Source organism: Clostridium sp. AM25-23AC (assembly GCF_003435125.1).
In the GTDB taxonomy this organism is placed as follows: Bacteria; Bacillota; Clostridia; order Lachnospirales; family Lachnospiraceae; genus Pilosibacter; species Pilosibacter fragilis.
In genome coordinates this window covers 1-17754 of sequence record NZ_QWGI01000002.1, presented here as the reverse complement: position 1 = coordinate 17754, position 17754 = coordinate 1, and the positions used below count along the sequence as shown (strand labels likewise).

The 17754-nt window shown below is 50.0% G+C and carries 17 protein-coding genes; 4 read left to right on the top strand and 13 right to left on the bottom strand.

Annotated features, from left to right (window positions below; genetic code table 11):
• The first annotated feature begins 44 nt into the window (after nt 1–44).
• On the top strand, nt 45–968 hold the full coding sequence (locus tag DW677_RS01290) for an RluA family pseudouridine synthase (protein WP_117566349.1): 924 nt from the start codon (nt 45–47) through the stop codon (nt 966–968).
• A gap of 196 nt (nt 969–1164) precedes the next feature.
• Here the strand turns inward: DW677_RS01290 and DW677_RS01285 are convergent, their stop codons facing one another.
• From DW677_RS01285 to DW677_RS01270, 4 genes are all read right to left on the bottom strand, one after another.
• Nucleotides 1165–2655, bottom strand: coding sequence for an RsmF rRNA methyltransferase first C-terminal domain-containing protein (locus DW677_RS01285; RefSeq protein ID WP_117566348.1), 1491 nt, complete (start codon nt 2653–2655; stop codon nt 1165–1167).
• Between the two features lie 180 nt (nt 2656–2835).
• Entirely contained in the window at nt 2836–3249 is a 414-nt protein-coding gene (locus DW677_RS01280; protein WP_015554129.1) for a DUF6465 family protein, read from the bottom strand.
• A gap of 215 nt (nt 3250–3464) precedes the next feature.
• On the bottom strand, nt 3465–5126 hold the full coding sequence (locus tag DW677_RS01275) for a DUF5722 domain-containing protein (protein ID WP_117469349.1): 1662 nt from the start codon (nt 5124–5126) through the stop codon (nt 3465–3467).
• 180 nt (nt 5127–5306) lie between these two features.
• Nucleotides 5307–5924: a CPBP family intramembrane glutamic endopeptidase gene (locus DW677_RS01270; RefSeq protein WP_181968280.1), complete on the bottom strand. Its 618-nt coding sequence runs from the start codon at nt 5922–5924 to the stop codon at nt 5307–5309.
• Nucleotides 5925–6089: 165 nt separating this feature from the next.
• Here DW677_RS01270 and DW677_RS01265 point away from each other — a divergent pair, with 165 nt between their 5' ends.
• Nucleotides 6090–6959: a polysaccharide deacetylase family protein gene (locus DW677_RS01265; protein ID WP_242990603.1), complete on the top strand. Its 870-nt coding sequence runs from the start codon at nt 6090–6092 to the stop codon at nt 6957–6959.
• Between the two features lie 159 nt (nt 6960–7118).
• Here the strand turns inward: DW677_RS01265 and DW677_RS01260 are convergent, their stop codons facing one another.
• The 8 genes from DW677_RS01260 to DW677_RS01230 form a co-directional block, all read right to left on the bottom strand.
• A complete protein-coding gene (locus tag DW677_RS01260; RefSeq protein ID WP_015554126.1) occupies nt 7119–7826 on the bottom strand; it encodes a response regulator transcription factor in 708 nt (235 codons plus the stop codon).
• Complete coding sequence (locus DW677_RS01255) at nt 7816–8886, bottom strand: DUF4118 domain-containing protein (RefSeq protein ID WP_117469347.1); 1071 nt, start codon at nt 8884–8886, stop codon at nt 7816–7818. Before DW677_RS01255 ends, DW677_RS01260 begins: the two co-directional genes overlap by 11 nt.
• A gap of 207 nt (nt 8887–9093) precedes the next feature.
• A complete protein-coding gene (locus tag DW677_RS18200; RefSeq protein ID WP_015554124.1) occupies nt 9094–9240 on the bottom strand; it encodes a hypothetical protein in 147 nt (48 codons plus the stop codon).
• A 439-nt stretch (nt 9241–9679) separates the two neighbouring features.
• Nucleotides 9680–11422 carry a SulP family inorganic anion transporter gene (locus DW677_RS01250; protein WP_117566346.1) on the bottom strand — a complete coding sequence of 581 codons (1743 nt, stop codon included), beginning with the start codon at nt 11420–11422 and terminating at the stop codon, nt 9680–9682.
• A gap of 272 nt (nt 11423–11694) precedes the next feature.
• Nucleotides 11695–12006: a cation:dicarboxylase symporter family transporter gene (locus DW677_RS01245; protein WP_252196394.1), complete on the bottom strand. Its 312-nt coding sequence runs from the start codon at nt 12004–12006 to the stop codon at nt 11695–11697.
• A 41-nt stretch (nt 12007–12047) separates the two neighbouring features.
• Nucleotides 12048–12773, bottom strand: coding sequence for a tRNA (N6-threonylcarbamoyladenosine(37)-N6)-methyltransferase TrmO (gene tsaA, locus DW677_RS01240; protein ID WP_015554121.1), 726 nt, complete (start codon nt 12771–12773; stop codon nt 12048–12050).
• Between the two features lie 115 nt (nt 12774–12888).
• On the bottom strand, nt 12889–13782 hold the full coding sequence (locus DW677_RS01235; RefSeq protein WP_117504617.1) for a patatin family protein: 894 nt from the start codon (nt 13780–13782) through the stop codon (nt 12889–12891).
• 180 nt (nt 13783–13962) lie between these two features.
• Entirely contained in the window at nt 13963–15486 is a 1524-nt protein-coding gene (locus tag DW677_RS01230; RefSeq protein ID WP_117566418.1) for a 4Fe-4S dicluster domain-containing protein, read from the bottom strand.
• Between the two features lie 262 nt (nt 15487–15748).
• Here DW677_RS01230 and DW677_RS01225 point away from each other — a divergent pair, with 262 nt between their 5' ends.
• Both DW677_RS01225 and DW677_RS01220 read left to right on the top strand, forming a co-directional pair.
• On the top strand, nt 15749–16255 hold the full coding sequence (locus DW677_RS01225) for a flavin reductase (RefSeq protein WP_117513926.1): 507 nt from the start codon (nt 15749–15751) through the stop codon (nt 16253–16255).
• A gap of 576 nt (nt 16256–16831) precedes the next feature.
• On the top strand, nt 16832–17194 hold the full coding sequence (locus DW677_RS01220; RefSeq protein ID WP_015554116.1) for an Activator of 2-hydroxyglutaryl-CoA dehydratase (HSP70-class ATPase domain): 363 nt from the start codon (nt 16832–16834) through the stop codon (nt 17192–17194).
• A 146-nt stretch (nt 17195–17340) separates the two neighbouring features.
• Here DW677_RS01220 and DW677_RS01215 read toward each other — a convergent pair.
• Nucleotides 17341–17754: RNA-guided endonuclease TnpB family protein (locus tag DW677_RS01215; protein WP_147324912.1), on the bottom strand; the 414-nt coding region annotated here is incomplete at its 5' end.

Here is a 17754-nt window from a genome sequence, read left to right as displayed (position 1 = left end):
TGGTGTGTTGAATTATTATATTTTTAAATAAAAAGGGATTTATCATGAATATCGTTTTGATTTACACAATTAAAGAAGCCGACAGCGGTCGTTCCATCGCCGCCTTTCTCATGGATTCCGGCTATTCTTCCCGCCTGGTGGTTCATCTTCGAAACACCGAGGGCAGTTTTCTCCTAAACGGAAAAACTGTTTTTTCCAACACAGTCCTTCAGCCGAAAGATCAGTTGCGCGTCCATGTCACGGAGAAAAAAACTTCCGACCAGATTGTCCCTGTTCCCATGGACCTCTCCGTCGTTTTTGAAGACGAACATGTTCTCGTGATCGATAAACCTGCCGGAATGCCGGTCCACCCGTCCCAGGGACACTATGAGAATACCCTGGCAAACGGGATTGCATGGTATTACAGGAATGAGGAGTCTCCTTTCGTGTTCCGGGCCGTAAACCGGCTGGACCGGGACACATCAGGGCTTGTGCTTCTCGCAAAGAATCCCTACAGTTCCTGCGTTCTCTCTGATGCCGTGAAGGACCACACGATTCACAGGGAGTACGCCGCCATCGTCTCCGGGAAGACGGACGCATCCGGCACCATCGATCTTCCGATCGCAAGAAAGGACGGCTCCACCATCGAGCGGGTCTTGGATCCAGAGCGGGGTGAGACCGCTGTAACCCATTACCGGACATTTGCCTACAACAAGAACGCTGACCTCTCCTTCATCCGCCTCCTCCTGGAGACAGGAAGGACACACCAGATCCGCGTCCATATGAAAGCCATCGGGCATCCGCTGCCAGGGGATTTTCTCTACTGCCCGGACTACCGTTTTATCGACCGTCAGCCGCTCCATTCCACATATTTAAGCTTTTCCCATCCGGTGACCGGAGAAAAGCTTGAGTTCTCCGCCCCGCTGCCGGGGGACATGAGGAAACTGTTTCCAAACATAAAAGATCCGTCAGGTCCTGTCTTTTATTAAGGCAGATCCCGGCGGATCTTATTTACGCGAACAACGAGCCAAAGTCCGCGCATGCGCGGGACCTTGGCGACTGTCGCGATAACAAGGGGAAACTCGCGAAGCGTGTTTTCGCTTGTTTCCATGTCCGGTTCTTTTCTGGCTCTATATCCTTTTTACAGTAATGTAAAAGCAAAAACTTATCTCTTAATGCGTATCATCAACCACCCTGAATCCTAAGTCCTTTCGGATAGTGATTCTTCAGCATCCCGCCAGCCGCCTTCGCAAACCCCAGTGACATGCCGCCGGTAGTCACAAGAACCCAGCCTTTTGCCGGGATGTTCGGTTCTTCAAGATCCTCCGCCCGCAATGTCTCTCCACGGAGATACCGCAGCGCAAGATCCTCCGATCCGACCTCCACACTCTGTCTCACATCACTTTTTTTCAGTGCCAGAGCCAACGCATGGGACGGCTCAAATCTGTCTTTTTTCGCGCTTCCAAGGTGCAGGCCCGGTCTCAATACCTTAAGCCCCATAAGACCCGGCATCACCTCCGGGACGAGATACAGGTTCTCTCCAAACATCAGAAATTTCTTTCCATTTTCCAGATGTTCCATGTCTTTCAAATTCTCTTTTTCAAATGCCCGGAACGCAGCGACCGCTTCCGTGAGCGCCGCATCCTCTTTCGCACGTCCGTTTTTACGTCCGCCCTTTTTGCTGTTTTTCTTTCCGTCTGCGTTCTCTGTACGTTCCACAGCATCCCAGGATCTCTCACCTTTCACAAGCAGCGCCAGGAAATGCCCCTCTCCGTCCGCAAGATGCGGCCAGATCCTCACGGTCTTTTTCAGCTCCTCGTTCCCATCTGCCCATTCCGGGTGACCGGCGGAAAAATATTTTGCAAGCTCCGGCTGCACCACTGAAAACTCCGGATGGCGCTCAAGGAATCTTGCTATGCTCTGCTCGTTCTCCTCGGGCGAAAATGTGCAGGTAGAGTAAACGATCCGCCCGCCACCCTTTAACATCGCCGCCGCACAGTCCAGGATCCCGTCCTGCAGCCCCGCGCACTGTTTTACATGATCTGGGCTCCACTCATTTCTGGCATTCTCATCCTTTCGGAACATTCCTTCGCCGGAACACGGGGCATCCACCACGATCCCGTCAAAAAATTCCGGAAACTCCGGGGCAAGCCGGAACGGATCCATGTTCGTCACCACGGCATTCTCCACACCGAGGCGCTCAATATTCTGGGACAGGATCTTTGCGCGGGCAGGATGGATCTCATTGCAGACTAAAAGCCCATGTCCTCCCATTTTTCCGGCAAGATGAGTGGATTTCCCTCCCGGCGCCGCACAGAGGTCCAGGATCTGCTCCCCGGGCTTTGGAGACAGTGCTTCTGCCACAGACATGGCGCTTGGTTCCTGGATATAGTATGCCCCAGCCTCGTGGAACGGGTGGCGTCCCGGGCGCATGTCTGCCTCGTAGTAAAATCCCTCTTCTGCCCAGGGAACTCTTGCGAGTCCCTTCAGGTAATCTCCAAGGGGTTCTCCTTCCTCCGGCATCTCCCCGCTCTTCTGCTTTAATGGGTTGACCCGCAGACCGAATTTCCGCTCCGCGTCGTAGCTTTTAAAAAATGATTCCGCATCACTGCCGAGAAGCTTTTTCATCTTCTCCACGAACGCTTCCGGCAGCTCTCTCTTCGTTTCTTTCTCCATAATCTCCTGATCTCAAAAGCGCCCGCCGGGGATGATCCCAGCGGGCGCTCAAGTCCTAAAGTCCTAGTTTCTGTTCTTTTGCAGGCGACACATCCAGGATATATCCATCTGCAAGACTGTGTCTAAACACATTTGCCCAGCCATATGTCCATCCGGACATAGCTAAACTATCATCTCAACTTACAGCTCGATCTTGTAATCGTCTGCGCCGATACCGTTTACTACATAGTAAGCAGCGCTCTCTTCCGGCTTTACATAGATCTCGATGGTCTTGATATCGCCGACTTTGTTGCCTTTCTTTGTGTAGGCTTTCTTAACAGCTGCAATGAGGTCCTTCTCTGTAACTTCCTTGCCAGCGAACTGTACAACTACGGATGTCTTGATGTCCTTTGCTGTTGTTCTCTTTGCCGGAGCTTTCTTTGCTGTCTCTTTCTTCGGTTCTTCTGCTTTCTTAGCTTCTGCCTTCGGAGCCTCTGCCTTTGCTTCTGCCTTTACTGTCTTTGTCTCTGCTGCCTTTACTTCTACAGTGCTATTGCTAACCGGTGCTGCAGCCATTTTCTTTGCTGCGGCTGCGATTGGATTCTTCTTTGCCATAATGATATCCTCCTGAAAAATGTTGACACACAAAATTGTTTTCCTGTCATTTCCTGAGTTGTCGTACTAAATAATCGTCATAGCGCATTATAAGCCCTCGTTAGGATTTTGTCAATAAAATCCCGTAAAACTGGTATTTGTAAGCAAAAAAGATCCGGCAGAACACATATCCGAAAGTATCCTGCCGAATCAAAATACCAGCTTTATTTTTTGAATTATTCCTGCAGCTTAAATCCCGGGATCACATCACTCCACTTGTTGATTCCGATGATCTTCTTCGCAAATTCTGTATACTTCAGCGATTTATTTGTATCAATATACTTAAATACATTGTAAATATTCTTCGGCATAACAGCGATCACCCGATCCGGACTTGACATATCCACCGTCCAGAGGCCGAATGAGCAGGACTGCTCTACCTCGATCACCGCATCGACCTGACGGTTTAAGATAAACGCGTCGATATACGGGTTATTATCTACAAGATAATATGCATACGCGAAAGCGGCTGCCTGGATATCATAGACATCTCCCCGGGTCGCGCTCTTTGATGTAAAGCCCTCCTCAGAGAGAATGATATGACGGACATTTCCGCCTGCATCGCGCATGATATCCTTCTGGAAGTAATCCGTCAGGACGTTGAGGTTTTTGAAGTTTACGACCGGTGAATCTTCGGTATTATTGACAGCTCCCGTCTGATCATCATCCCAGAACTCCGGCTCCGTCATCGGATGCGGGTACGGGTGGTAGGCAAGTCCCCACTCGATATTCCCCTCGTCACGGATATCGGCGTTGAAGCGGTCAATAAAGTCCTTTGCGCCATACATCAGGTTGGAGTTTGCGCGCTTCCACTCATAGTCCGTGGAGAAGAAGACCCGCGCGTTCCGGCTCTGGCTCTTGATCGCCGTGTAGGCCACACGGAATACCTTTGAGTAGAGCTTTGTATAGGAATCAATGTCCATCGGACCGGTGTAGTTCCAGTTTAAGTTGTTGTTGATCTCATTTCCGACGATCCAGTTGCTGACACGGCCATAGTCATCGTGGGCACCGGAATAGCGCTCTGCCATAAAGGAGAGCAGCGCGCGGGTCGTCTCATATCCCTGCTCCGTGGAGACATTAAAACCGTAGTAGAAAGCTTCCTTTCTCTTCGCAAGCCCGGCTTCGTGAAGCTCCGGGTAGTTGTCGTTCCGTCCGTTTAAAAGGATCGCCGTCACAACGATTCCTTTCGCGGAGAACGCACTGATCATCTTATCATAATCCTTGATGAGATCACCGTTGAAGTTGTAGGTCTTTCCGTTGTATTTGTATTTTAAATTACCGCCCACAAGCTGGTGATACGGGATATTGACCGTCGTGTGCTTTACGCCCAGGTTCAGCGCGTCGCCGAGCATATCGAGCTGGATCAGAAGTCCTTTTTTGCTCATCGGCTCCGGGTAATCCTCGCGATATTTTGCCACATCGCCCGGGTTCGTCACATAGATCGCATTGCTGATCGGGGTGTAGGTGCTGCCGGTCTTTAACGCAACCACGAATCTGGAATAGAGCATCGTATCCGTGGAATCACCGCTGTATTTTAAGGTGAATTTTAACTTGTCGGATTTGTTGCTCCATGCGATGTAGTCCGTTCTGGAGCCTATCTCAGACTCATATGGGTGAAGCTCGAACAGATAATAATAGCCATCATCCGGAGTTTCCCCCTCATTTAAAGCGCCGGCCGTGGCTGTTCCTGTGACAGAAATGCTGTTTCCGTTCTCTACTGAACAAGCCTTCAGCCTTGCGCTGTCATAAGCAAAGCTTGTGAAACATCCCACCGCTGCGGTCATCAGAAGTCCCATAAGAAACGCCGCACCGCTGCGGAATAATGTTCTTTTTTTCATGTCGTTTTCCCGCCTTTCCTTTTTGCCTAAACTATTTTATCATCTGGGTTTTGATGATTCAATTACAATTCCCTTACGATTTTACGGCAATCTGCCGCCTTTTTCGCCATCTTTGCGGCATCAGGACCGCCGGAACCGACCGATTTTGATACAAAATATAAGCACACTCTTTCCGTCATGCTAAAAAACCTCCAGAACAAGTGCCGCCAGATTCGCCGCGAAATGGAACACCACCGGTGCCTTCACCGTGTTCGTTTTTTCCATAAGATATGCCAGGAGCAGCCCCATAAAGAAGCTGTAGATTCCCTGCACAAGGTCCCAGTGGAACACACCGAAAAACGCCGCGGTCATAAATGCTGCCGCCGGGGCGGATACAAGCTCCTTGCATCTTCCATAGAGAACGCCGCGGAAAAAATATTCCTCAAGGATCGGGGATGCCGCCAAAAGCACCACAGCCTCCAGCCACAGATTTCCTGTGAACAGGCTCTCATCTGTCAGGGCCGCGCCAGAGATCTGAAGCGCTCTCACCGCAAGGCCGAACGCCAGGGATATTCCTGCGCCACTGAAAAATGCCGCAGCCGCGATTTTTCCGTTCCAGTGTTCTTTTCCCCTGAACACCGAATCCTCTCTATAAAGATGTACCAGCATCGGAACCGCGATGACTGAGCGGAACAAGGTATCCCATAAGATCACGTCGTCCCCGAAAATCGTTGTCTGCGCAAGTGGAAGTTCAATGATACATGCTACCGCCAGACAGAACAGTATTGGAAAAAGAATCCTCCGGATCCTGATCTTCAATTTTTTCTCTCCTTTCATACTGCCGAACCGGCAGCTTTACGCGCACCAACACATCTTACCACATTTTGCGATGGAATACAAATATCCGGGGTGGAATATATTATAAAAAGCAATTCCATGAGACATCTGCACGTCTCTGGAACCACCTGAAAAGGATATCATTTCATGAAATTTCCATTTTTCTGTCTTTTAAAAGAATTCCCGCGCGATCATGACCAGGCTTTCGCAGGAAGCCGTCCAGCCACACTTCTTCTGGCTCTCATCCTACTCCCCCTCTCCTACGTCCTCGGCGCTTTCGCCGCCACCGTCATTCCGTCAGTCCCGGCATCTGCGGACGGAAACTGGGGCCTCTCATTCCAGCAGGAGGGAAAGCCGCCTGTCGCTAACGCCACGGCAGATGAATTAAAGCAGTACAATGCCTGGTACGCCGATCTTTCCGGCGAGAAAGTCATCTACCTGACCTTCGACGCCGGATACGAGAACGGCAATACCCCCATGATCCTGGACACCTTGAAAAAGCATCAGGTTCCCGCCGCGTTTTTCGTCGTCGGAAACTACCTGGAGACCAGCCCGGACCTCGTAAAACGCATGGTCTCCGAGGGGCATATTGTCGCAAACCATACATACCACCACCCGGACATGTCGAAGATCAGCGATCCGGAAAGCTTCGCGAAAGAGCTCTCAAGCCTCGAAACAAGCTACACAGAGATCACAGGAGAGAACATGCGGAAATACTACCGGCCGCCCCAGGGAAAGTACAGCAAAGCGAATCTTCAGATGGCAAAAGCTCTCGGCTATCAGACCTTCTTCTGGAGTCTCGCCTATGTGGACTGGTATCAGGACAAACAGCCCACAAAGGAGGAAGCATTCAAAAAGCTTCTCGGGCGCATCCATCCTGGTGCCATCGTGCTTCTGCACAGTACTTCCTCCACAAACGCGGCGATCCTCGATGAGCTGCTGACGAAGTGGGAGGAGATGAGCTACCGGTTCGGGACATTGGATGAACTTGTCCAGAAGGCTGCTGCCACACAATAGAATGCGCATCATTGGCACGTTAGTGCCTTTTGTGTAATAGGGAATTCCTCGGAATTTCCTATTACACAAAAAGCACCTGCTGCCCTCTAAATTTACAGAGGACACAGCAGGTGTTTTACCATAGCTTATTCACTTTCCGCTGCAACACGCCATCCTGTCCTAATCCGGCTCCACGATCCGGTATCCGACGCCGACCTCTGTAAAAATATACTGCGGCTCCGCAGGATTCTTCTCGATCTTTCTTCTGATATTTGCCATATTGACGCGCAGGATCCGGTTGTCGTTCTTCATGTTCGGTCCCCAGATTTCTTTGATAATATAGTCATAAGTCATGACTTTCCCGGCATACTTTCCAAGAAGACTCACGATCTTATACTCGTTCTGGGTCAGCCCCGCGTCCACACCGTCGATAAACACGCGGTGCTTGTCATAATCGATGGTCAATCCGCCGGATTTAAAAACTCCCGTCTGTCCGCCCGGCTGATTCGGGATCCCAGACCTTGTGTGGCGGATCGCAGTGCGGATCCTCGCGAGAAGCTCGGATGTTCCGAAAGGTTTCGTGATGTAATCGTCGGCTCCGAGATCCAGTGCCTCCACCTTATCCCTCTCATGGGTTCTCGCCGACACAACGATCACCGGCATCGCGGACCATTCCCGCACGCCCTGCAGGATCTTCATGCCGTCCATATCCGGAAGACCGAGATCCAGGATCACCACGTCCGGACACTGGGAGGTCACCATGCTGTATGCCTCCGCTCCCGTCTGCGCAACGATCACATCGTAATTGTTCGCTTCCAGCACTGTCTTGATGAAATTGCTGATCCTCTTGTCGTCTTCCACGACCAGCACTCTGTCTTTAATCTCCATATTCCGTGTCCACTCCTTTCGGCAGCCAGAACATCACTCTGGCACCGCCTTCTTTTCTGTTTTCTGCTTTCATGATTCCGTCGTGGGCTCTTACGATGGTCATGCAGACCGAAAGTCCGATTCCCATATTTCGCTTGGAATCGCTCTCTTTTCCGTCCTCCGACTGGAAACTTCCGTCGAACATTCTCGGAAGAGCGGACTCCTTGATTCCGGCACCGTCATCCTCAACAGAGAATTTCACCTGGTCCCCGTCCTCCGTCACGATCAACCAGATCTTTGTCATACCGTCCGCGTGGAGCACGCAGTTTTCCAGGAGATTTACGATCACCTGCTCGATCAGGATCGCGTCCATAGGCACAAACAGGACATCCTCCGGCACTTTCGGGACTACCTCGATATCCGGGAATCGTTTTCTGAATTTCGTGATCGCTCCGCTGATCACGTCCTCCACCAGTTCATCTTCCTTATCGATCCTGGCGGTTCCATCCCCGATCCTCGTGATGGAAAGAAGGTTTTCCACCATCCGGACGAGCCACTGACCCTCGGATTTCATGTCCTCAAGGAGTTCCAGGATATTTTCCTTCGATAGCGCGTCATAGTTGTCGATGATCCCGGACGCGGAGCCGACGATCGACGTCAACGGGGTGCGGATATCATGGGAGACCGCCCGCAGAAGGTTCGCGCGCATCTTTTCCCGCTCAACCTCCAGCCGCATCTGCTCCTGTTTCTTAATCTGGGTCGTCAGGGCGCTGACGCTGCAGGCCACAGCCAGCATGGCAACGAAGGTCAGCGGGTATCCTGTGATCGCAAAGTTCAGTTTGAAATACGGGAACGTAAATACATAGTTCACGCCGAACACAGCGATGATCGATGCGACGATTCCATAAACATATCCATCCGTAAAGCGGGACACAAACAGCACCGCCAAAACGAACAACAGCGGGACGTGCGTGTCTGATTCTGAGATCCGCTGGACAAGAAAACAAAATGCCGTCGCGATTCCCAGGATCCCGAACGCGATCCCGCTGTTCTTTAACACTGATCTGACTTTTGTGCTCATAGGGGAACCTCCGGTTTTTTTATGATCCATGAAGAACAACTGCTGCCATTCTTATCACTTATTCTTCTTTTGGATTCATTATAACATAATTTCTGCTAAAATCGTGTTAAGATTGCAGATAATTTCCCGAAAAGTCACCCGTCTTAATGATATTTGTTCAGATTTCACTGCCGTTTTTTCAAACAGCCAGTCAACCATCCCTTTATTTTAACGATATAAAGAATATCCGTACTTCACTTTTCTATAAATCTTCTGAGCGATCATGACCGGAATATAACCCGTGATCACGATGGTCGGAATACCGCCTACAATCGCAACAAGGATGATGAAAAGGATCGAAAATAAATTAGCCATGATATAGACCTCCCAAACTCTTCTTTTATATCCACCCCGCTTTTGTTTCCTGCAAAGAATCTTTGCCAAATTTCTTTTTCGGGATGGTTTTAATCTGACAGGATGAAATTTCTCTCCTGTTTTTAAGTCGAACCATATATATCACAGAATTTTTATCCCCGCTACCTTTTTACCTGCTTTTTAGCCGCCGCTTAATCGCTTATTTTTTCTCCTTAACACAAATTTTGCAAATAACATGTACAATATATTTCGTCAGGATTTTTGTAACTTTTGTATGTATTTTTTGCGTTTTGCGTCATCTTAACAGACTTTTTCAAAAATATAATTTAATTTTTGCAGTCTATGCTTCCCTACATATGCCAAAAAGAGCTGATGACCCAAATATAGTCACACAGCTCTTTTCAGCTTTGCGCAGAAAAATCTTCCTCCGCGTCCTTATTTACTTCTCAAGCATCTTGTCCGCATGGTCAAGGGCTTCCTCAATATTCCTGCAGAAATTTTCTCTTCCCACGAGATCCACGAATCCGGCTTTCTCCATTGCGCGCATCGGCTGCTCGTTGACATGGGACAGGATCAGGGTGACTCCGTTCTTTTTGCAGCGCTCATAGAGGGCTGTCATGGAGTTCATGGCTGTGCTGTCGGCTGCCGGAACCGCACGCATGCGCAGGATCAGGCATCTTGTGCCTTCCCCCACTGTGATCTGGTTGATGCGGTCAGCCGCGCCGAAGAATAACGGTCCTGTGAGCTCGTAGACCGCAAGCTCCATCGGGATCTGGCGTAAATCTGCCGGGTTGATCTCCTCTGCCGCCGCCTTCAGCTGCGCTTCCTCTACAGAAGGAATCGCATTTGCCTTTTTCGCGCCTTTGGCAGCTTCCTCTTCCTCGCGCTTCTGCTCCTCAAGTTCCTCCACATGGAGCCAGCTTCTGACTCCCATCTCGTCGCTCATGCGCTTCATGAACAGCAGACAGGAAAGCACCATGCCCACCTCGATGGCTACGACAAGATCGAAGACTACTGTTAAGAAGAATGTGATCACAAGAACAGCGATATCGCTCTTCGGAGCTGTCTTTGCGAGTCTTGCAAAGGTTCTCCACTGGCACATGTTGTATGCAACCATGAAGAGGATCGCCGCGATCGTCGGCATCGGGATCCAGCTTGCGTAAGGCATCAGGATCACAAGGATCAGAAGAAGAACACCTGCGTGGACCATTCCGGCTACCGGAGTGCGTCCGCCGTTCTTGATGTTTGCCGCTGTACGTGCGATCGCACCGGTTGCCGGGATTCCGCCAAATAAAGCAGAAACGATGTTTCCTGCACCCTGGGCCACAAGCTCTGTGTTGGAGCGGTGTTTTCCGCCGATCATGCCGTCCGCGACAACACAGGAAAGCAGGGACTCGATGGCTGCCAGGATTGCGATCGTGAATGCGTCGGATAAAGATCCCTGGATCACGTCATAGCTGAAGGCCGGCATATGGAAGGCCGGAAGTGCATTGCTGACGCTGTAGAGATCTCCGATGGTGTTGACCTGTAACGGAAGGAATTTTACCATCACGATACCTGCGATGACTGCCACTAAGGATCCCGGGATCTTCTCCGTGATCATCGGCATCACGATGAGGATCGCAAGGCAGACAAGACCTACGATCACCGCATGAACATTCATGGTTCCGAAACCTGCGGCGAAAGCTTTTAACTTCTGCATGGTCTCGATGGTCTCCATGCCTGCCGGGTATGTGACACCAAAGAAATCCTTTAACTGTCCGATCACGATGGTAACCGCGATACCGGAGGTAAATCCGGTCGTGATCGTAAACGGGATAAACTTAATTAAGGAACCAAGCTGACAGAATCCCATGATAACAAGGATGATACCTGCCAGGATCGTTGCGACTGCCAGACCTTCCACGCCGCTTCTCGCCACGATGCCGGCTACGATCGTAGCAAAGGCTGCTGTCGGACCTGCGATCTGTACCTGACTGCCGCCTAAGAATGAGATCACGAAGCCTGCCGCGATGGCCGTGTAGATTCCCTGCTCCGGACCTACGCCGGACGCCAGTGCCAGCGCGATGGACAACGGAAGGGCAATGATGGCTACGATGATACCTGCTACCACATCAGACATCAGCTGGGCACCGGAATACTTCTTCAATGTTGTGAACAACATTGGACGTATTTTTTCCATACTCAATATTCTCCTTTTTCTTACCTGTGTGTGTAAAAGTAACTGTCTGGTCCCGAAAAAAGACCACGAGTATTTATTATACAGGAAAATATGAGCCTGTCCAGTTTTTTCGAATTTTTAGCGGATATAGTTATGAATTTAACATTTTTGCATGTTAAATTCATACTTAAATGCCCATTTTACGGAAATCATCACTGTTTTTCCTCAAAAAATCCCCGCGCATACCTGCCTTACAGATACACACGGGGAATTTACGCTTCTTTGCAGCTATTTTATTTCTCTGCGCTTTCCTTGTTTGCTTTGCTGTCCAGAGTATTTAAACTCATATCATTGTAGTCATCCAGATTCAGATTTCCCATCATCTTATCTACAACAAGTGCATTCGTCAGGGAACCGGTGACGTTGATCATGGTTCTCGGCATGTCGATGATCGGGTCTATGGCTAAGATCGGACTGACCATACCGAACTGGGCGCCCATGCCGACACCGGAAAGTCCGACGGAAGCAGCCATGGTCGCTGTTCCAGGGATACCTGCGATTCCAAGGGAACCGATGGCGACAACAAAGATCGTCATCACGATCATTGTCCATAACTTTTTTCTTCTAAATCATTTTTCTGCACTGCTCAAACAGTACATTTCTCCACACTTTTCACATGGAGAACCTTCTCCGACACGGTAAACTTCACCTCATATCCGGCAAATTCCATGCCATAAACCCGGTCCGGATCCTCCTGGTAGGACGGGCGGGGATCCTGGGCCAGAACTGCGCGGAGCGGATCCCGCTTTTCTTCCGGCAGGAACTCCAGAAGTTTTTCCGGGATCTCCACCGCAAGCCCGTACTCTTTCGTCTGGTCCGTGAAGCCGCCCTTCGCTTCCGGGTGGCTGTCCGCAAAGGGGACGTAGGGCTTGATGTCAAAGACAGGCGTCCCATCCATCATGTCCGCCCCCGTGACAACTAAGACCGGAGCGCCGTTTTCCAGGTATTCCACTCTTTTAAGCTTCACGACGGAAAGTCCCAGGGGATTCGGACGGAACGGGGATCTCGTGGCAAACACACCGACTCTCATGTTTCCCCCGAGTCTCGGCGGACGCACCGTCGCTGACCAGTTTCCCGGCTTTCTGACGTTCTCCGAAAACTCCCATATCAGCCAGAGATGGGAGAACTCTTCGATTCCCCGGATGGCCTCAGGATTGGAAAATTCCGGCTCAAAGACGATCTTCGCCTCCAGATCACCCGTCAGGCCGCTCTGTCTCGGAATTCCGAATTTTGTCGGGAAATCCGTGTGGATATACGCCACCGGTCGGATCATATGGTCCGCGTTCTGATTTTCTTTTTTTCCTGCTGCCATATCTTTCTCCCCCTTATCAGTCTGTTTTCCACTCTGTCATCTGCCCATAAAGCAGACCGGGCGCTCCCGCATAATTATTTTTCTCTGGTGGCTTCACCATTTCATGACTGCTCCGTCACCCTTCTGATCCATCTGACGTTTCCAGCCATTTTCTCAGATCCGCCATCATCTTCTTCGCGTCCATGACACCGATCTGATATGTCTTTTCGATCTCCTCGGCGCTCTTGCAGATCCTCGGGATCGTAAGAGGAACGCTCGGACGGATCACGAAAACTTCGCCCGCCCTTTCCAGCTTTTCGATATTACGGATACTCATGTTGTACTCGACAGCCCGGTTCTTAAGTGCCTCTGCGAACTTCGGGTATTTATGGTACACAATATCCGCCATCCAGGTATTTTCCGGCTTTTTCCGGTACTCTGAATCTCTCGTGAGGACCACAACATTGCGCTTATATCCCAGTCTCCGGAATGCTTCCACCGGGACACTGTCCGTACATCCGCCGTCGAGCAGTTTTCTGCCGTCAAGCTCCACAAACTTTGACACATATGGAAGCGACGCTGATGCCTGGATATAGCCGATATCACGCTTCATATCGTGAAGCTTCGCGTAGACCGGCTTCCCCTTCTCAACATCGCTGCAGACCACGTAGAAATCGGTGTGCTCTTTATTTTTATTAAACGTGTCATAATCATAAACATCCAGGATCTCTGGAAGTTCATGGTAACAGAAATCAGTATCCACAAAATTTCCTGTCCTGATCAGATTTTCGGTGCTCATAAAGCGCTTGTCCGCACAGTATTTTTTATAATACCGGATGCTTCTTCCCTTCTGTCCCGAAAGGAAACTGCATCCATGGACCGCTCCCGCCGAAACACCGATCACCCCGTCAAAGGTAAGGCCTTCATCCAGAAATACGTCCAGGACTCCCGCCGTATAGATGCCGCGCATACCGCCGCCTTCCAGCACAAGTCCTGTTTTATTCTTATTTTTCTCCATCTTCTGATCCATCTTAAAGTTCCTCCTTTCCTGCTCACTGTGACATGTCTTTGCTGGATCTTTCCACTAAAAAACGAGTCAAGTACGTATTTTACAACGAAAGCGGCTTTCCGTCAAGGAAGCCGCTTTTATTTGATAACTCTTTAATCGGTTGCTTTGCATTCTGAACCGGCAAAACAAGCTGCCACGCACTTAGTCCACCAGTTTCTCCAGCTCACTCACATATTCCGTCCTGTCGCTGGTCACATGACCGGCTTTCGCGGCATATAAGGAGACTGCCGTCTGGGATTTCTTCACCGGCTGCATTGTTCCGGCACCTGCCACGCAGCCGCCCGGGCATGCCATTCCTTCCAACAGGTATCCGTTGTACTTTCCTGCCTTGGCAAGCTGTAAAAGTTTCTTGCACTCCTTTAAGCCCTCGGCATTCGCCACCCTGATCTCCTTATCCGGGTACATCTGGGCGATCACATCCACCACGGATTTCGCGACGCCGCCGGCAACTGCGAAGTTTCTTCCATCCCTGGATGCCGCATTGACTCCGCCCTCATCCTCCGCGATATTCTCGATATCCACATGCTTTGCGTCAAAGATTCCCGCCATCTCCTCGAAGGTCAGGACGAAATCCACCTCACTCCGCACAGATTTTCTCATGGCTTCCAGTTTTTTCGCCGCGCAGGGCCCGATAAAGACCACCTTTGCCTTCTCATGCTGCTTCTTGATAAGTCTCGCGGTGAGCGTCATCGGCGTCAGCGCCATGGAGATGCAGTTCGCGTAGTCCGGGAACAGTTTTTTCGCCATCATGGACCATGCCGGACAGCAGGATGTCGCCATAAACGGCAGCTGTTCCGGAACTTCCTTCACGAAGTCCTCCGCCTCCTGCACCGCGCAGAGGTCCGCGCCGATGGCGACCTCAAAGACGTCCGCAAAGCCCAGGGCTTTCATGGCCGCCCTCAGCTTTCCAGGTGTTACCTTCGGGCCAAACTGACCGACAAATGCCGGTGCCACAGCGGCGTACACTCTCTCACCTGTCTGGATCGCGCGGATGACCTGGAAGATCTGGGACTTGTCCGCGATGGCTCCGAACGGGCAGTTCACGAGGCACTGTCCACAGGAGACGCACTTGTCGTAGTTGATATCCGCCTTTCCGTTCTCGTCCGAGTGGATAGCATCCATGCCGCAGGCCGCCGCGCAAGGGCGCTCCTGGATGATGATGGCATGATAGGCACAGACATTCGCGCACTGTCCGCACTTGATGCACTTATCCGGGTCGATCCTGGATCTTCCGTTTGTGCGGTCCAGACTCACCGCGTCCTTCGGGCACACCTCCACGCACGGGTGGGCAAGGCAACCCTGGCAGCCGTCTGTCACATAGACCCGCTTTTCCGGACACGCATTGCAGGCGAATTTGATCACATTGATGAGCGGCGGCGTGTAGTATGTCTCCGGCTTATCCGCCTCCTCGATCCCCTGGGATACCGGTGCCGGGTCCGATGCCCCGCGGTACGGGAGTCCCATGGCAAGACGGAGCCGCTCGCCCACGATCGCCCTCTCCAAAAAAACATCGTTTCTGAAATTTCCGACTTCTCCCGGAATGATCTTATACGGAAGTTCCTCAATCCGTTTGTCCACCGACCATTCCGTATGGTACGCCATTCTTGCTACTTCCCGGAAGATCCGGTGACGGATCTCCTGGATCCTTGTCTCTACACCTCTCATATGCTTTCCTCCAATCATGATCGTCCTCATGGATTTCTCTGTCTTGTTAAAAATATAACACTTATATTACGTTCATTCAAGCATAATTTTCTTTTTCATTCATGAATTTTTCCGCACCCTGCACAGTTTTTTTCATAAACCAGCCCTCAGGATACAAAGCATTTGCATTTTATTTTATCTCATTCTATAATAAAAGTAGTTTGTAACTGCGAAGATCTACGGAACAGTTACTGCAGTTTTATCATTGAAAGGAGATTTTTCCATGGCATTCAAAGAAGTTGATATCAAAAGTCTGAATTTTAATCCCTTCACAAAGATCGGTTCTGAGTGGATGCTCATCACCGCTGGCGACGAATCCGGCTGTAACACCATGACAGCAAGCTGGGGCGGTCTCGGCGTCCTCTGGGGCAAGAATGTTGCCACCTGCTATATCCGTCCGCAGCGCTACACAAAGAAATTCGTGGACGCAAACGATACATTTACCCTGTCCCTCTACGGACCGGAGTACAAGCAGGCACTCTCTATCTGCGGTTCCAAGTCAGGCCGCGACTGCGACAAGGTCAAAGAAGCTGGACTTACCCCGTATTTCACAGACGGAACAGCTGCTTTCGAGGAGGCCAGCATGGTCTTCGTGTGCAGGAAGCTCTACGAGGATGAGATCAAGCCGGAGAACTTTATCGCAAAAGAGAACGATGGAAAATGGTATCCGGAGAAAGATTATCACACTGTTTATATTGCAGAAATCACAAAAGTTCTCGTAAAAGAATGATAGAACGTAACTATTCAGTGCCTTCATAGTTACGTGCAAAAATCCATTCCAGATCAGCTTCGCTGATGGGATTTTTGCCTTCCAGCCTATGTTTTCTTACGGTCAGCGCAGCAAGTGCGCAGACCTACTGAACAGTTACGATAGAACTTACTATAAAAGGCATGTGGATCAGATTTCTCTGATTTTTACATGCCTTTTCTTCAAATAGTTATTTTTCCAGCTTTAATCTGATTTTTACCTGTATCCGGCGCACCGCCGCAACTGCTGTTTTCGACTTTTTTCTTTCTTTTTTCAAGTCTCCTCTTTTTCCCTGACTTCCCGTATTTTCCGCCATTTTTGCACTATCTTAGCGAAATTTTAGCACTGTTTTCCCTTTTCCATCCCACGCAATTCTTGACTTTTAAAAATTCAGGCACTAAAATACTGAATGAATTGGCAGAAATCGGCATGATTTTAGATGCAAAACGGTTTTATGCCTTTTTTCTTTCTAAACTATACAGATAAGGACAAACAGAGAAAAAGATAACCGTCACCTTCAAAGCAATCGGACTGTTATCAATATGAAAGAATACGATTATGAAAAAGTTACTGATCGGAATCGATGTCGGTTCCACCACAACAAAGATCACGGTCCTGGATGCCGGGACCGAAACACTTTTATACTCCGACTACCGCCGCCACCACGCGGATCAGCTCGCCAGCGTCCTCTTCGCAATCCGGGAAGCGGCAGAGCGTTTTCCTGACTGTGACGCCAGGATCATTCTCACCGGTTCCGGTGCAAAGCCTGTGGCCGAGGCGGCTGGCACCCCCTATATCCAGGAGGTCGTCGCTAACTCCATCGCCTTAAAGAAGACCTACGAGACTGTGGGAACCGCCATCGAGCTCGGCGGACAGGATGCGAAGATCATTTTCTGTGACATACTCCCCCCACTTAGCTAACGCTTGAAGTGGGGGCTTCTCGTTCGATTGCCCTATTGGGCAAAGCATAGGCGAGCTATCCCCGTGTGTCCCACGGTTCTGTTATTACGAGCGGGGCTGTTTCGTATCTACGCAGTCCCGAACAAAATCTACGTTTTGGGCGGAGATCAGGAAATTTTTCTTTCTGTTTCAAGTTCAACTCCCAATATTCTCAATCCTTCCCTGCAAATATTGATAGCTGCATTCTCATCACGGTTCATCTGATTTCCACAGGTGCAGCTATAGATACGGTCTTCCAGTTTCAACTCCTTTTTGAGTTTTCCGCAACAGCTGCAGATTTTTGAACTGGGATACCACTTATCAATACGAACCAGTTTCTTACCGGCACGTTCTAATTTGTAGGAAAGAAAATCAGTAAACATACCCCATCCATTATCATGAACACTCGTTCCGAACCTTGAATCCTGGCTCATTTCTTTCATATTCAAAGATTCTATGCACACAAGATCATAAAAATTGGTTATCTTTCTGGATTCCTTGTGTAGATAGTCTTTCCGCTGACGTGCGATATGAGCATGGAG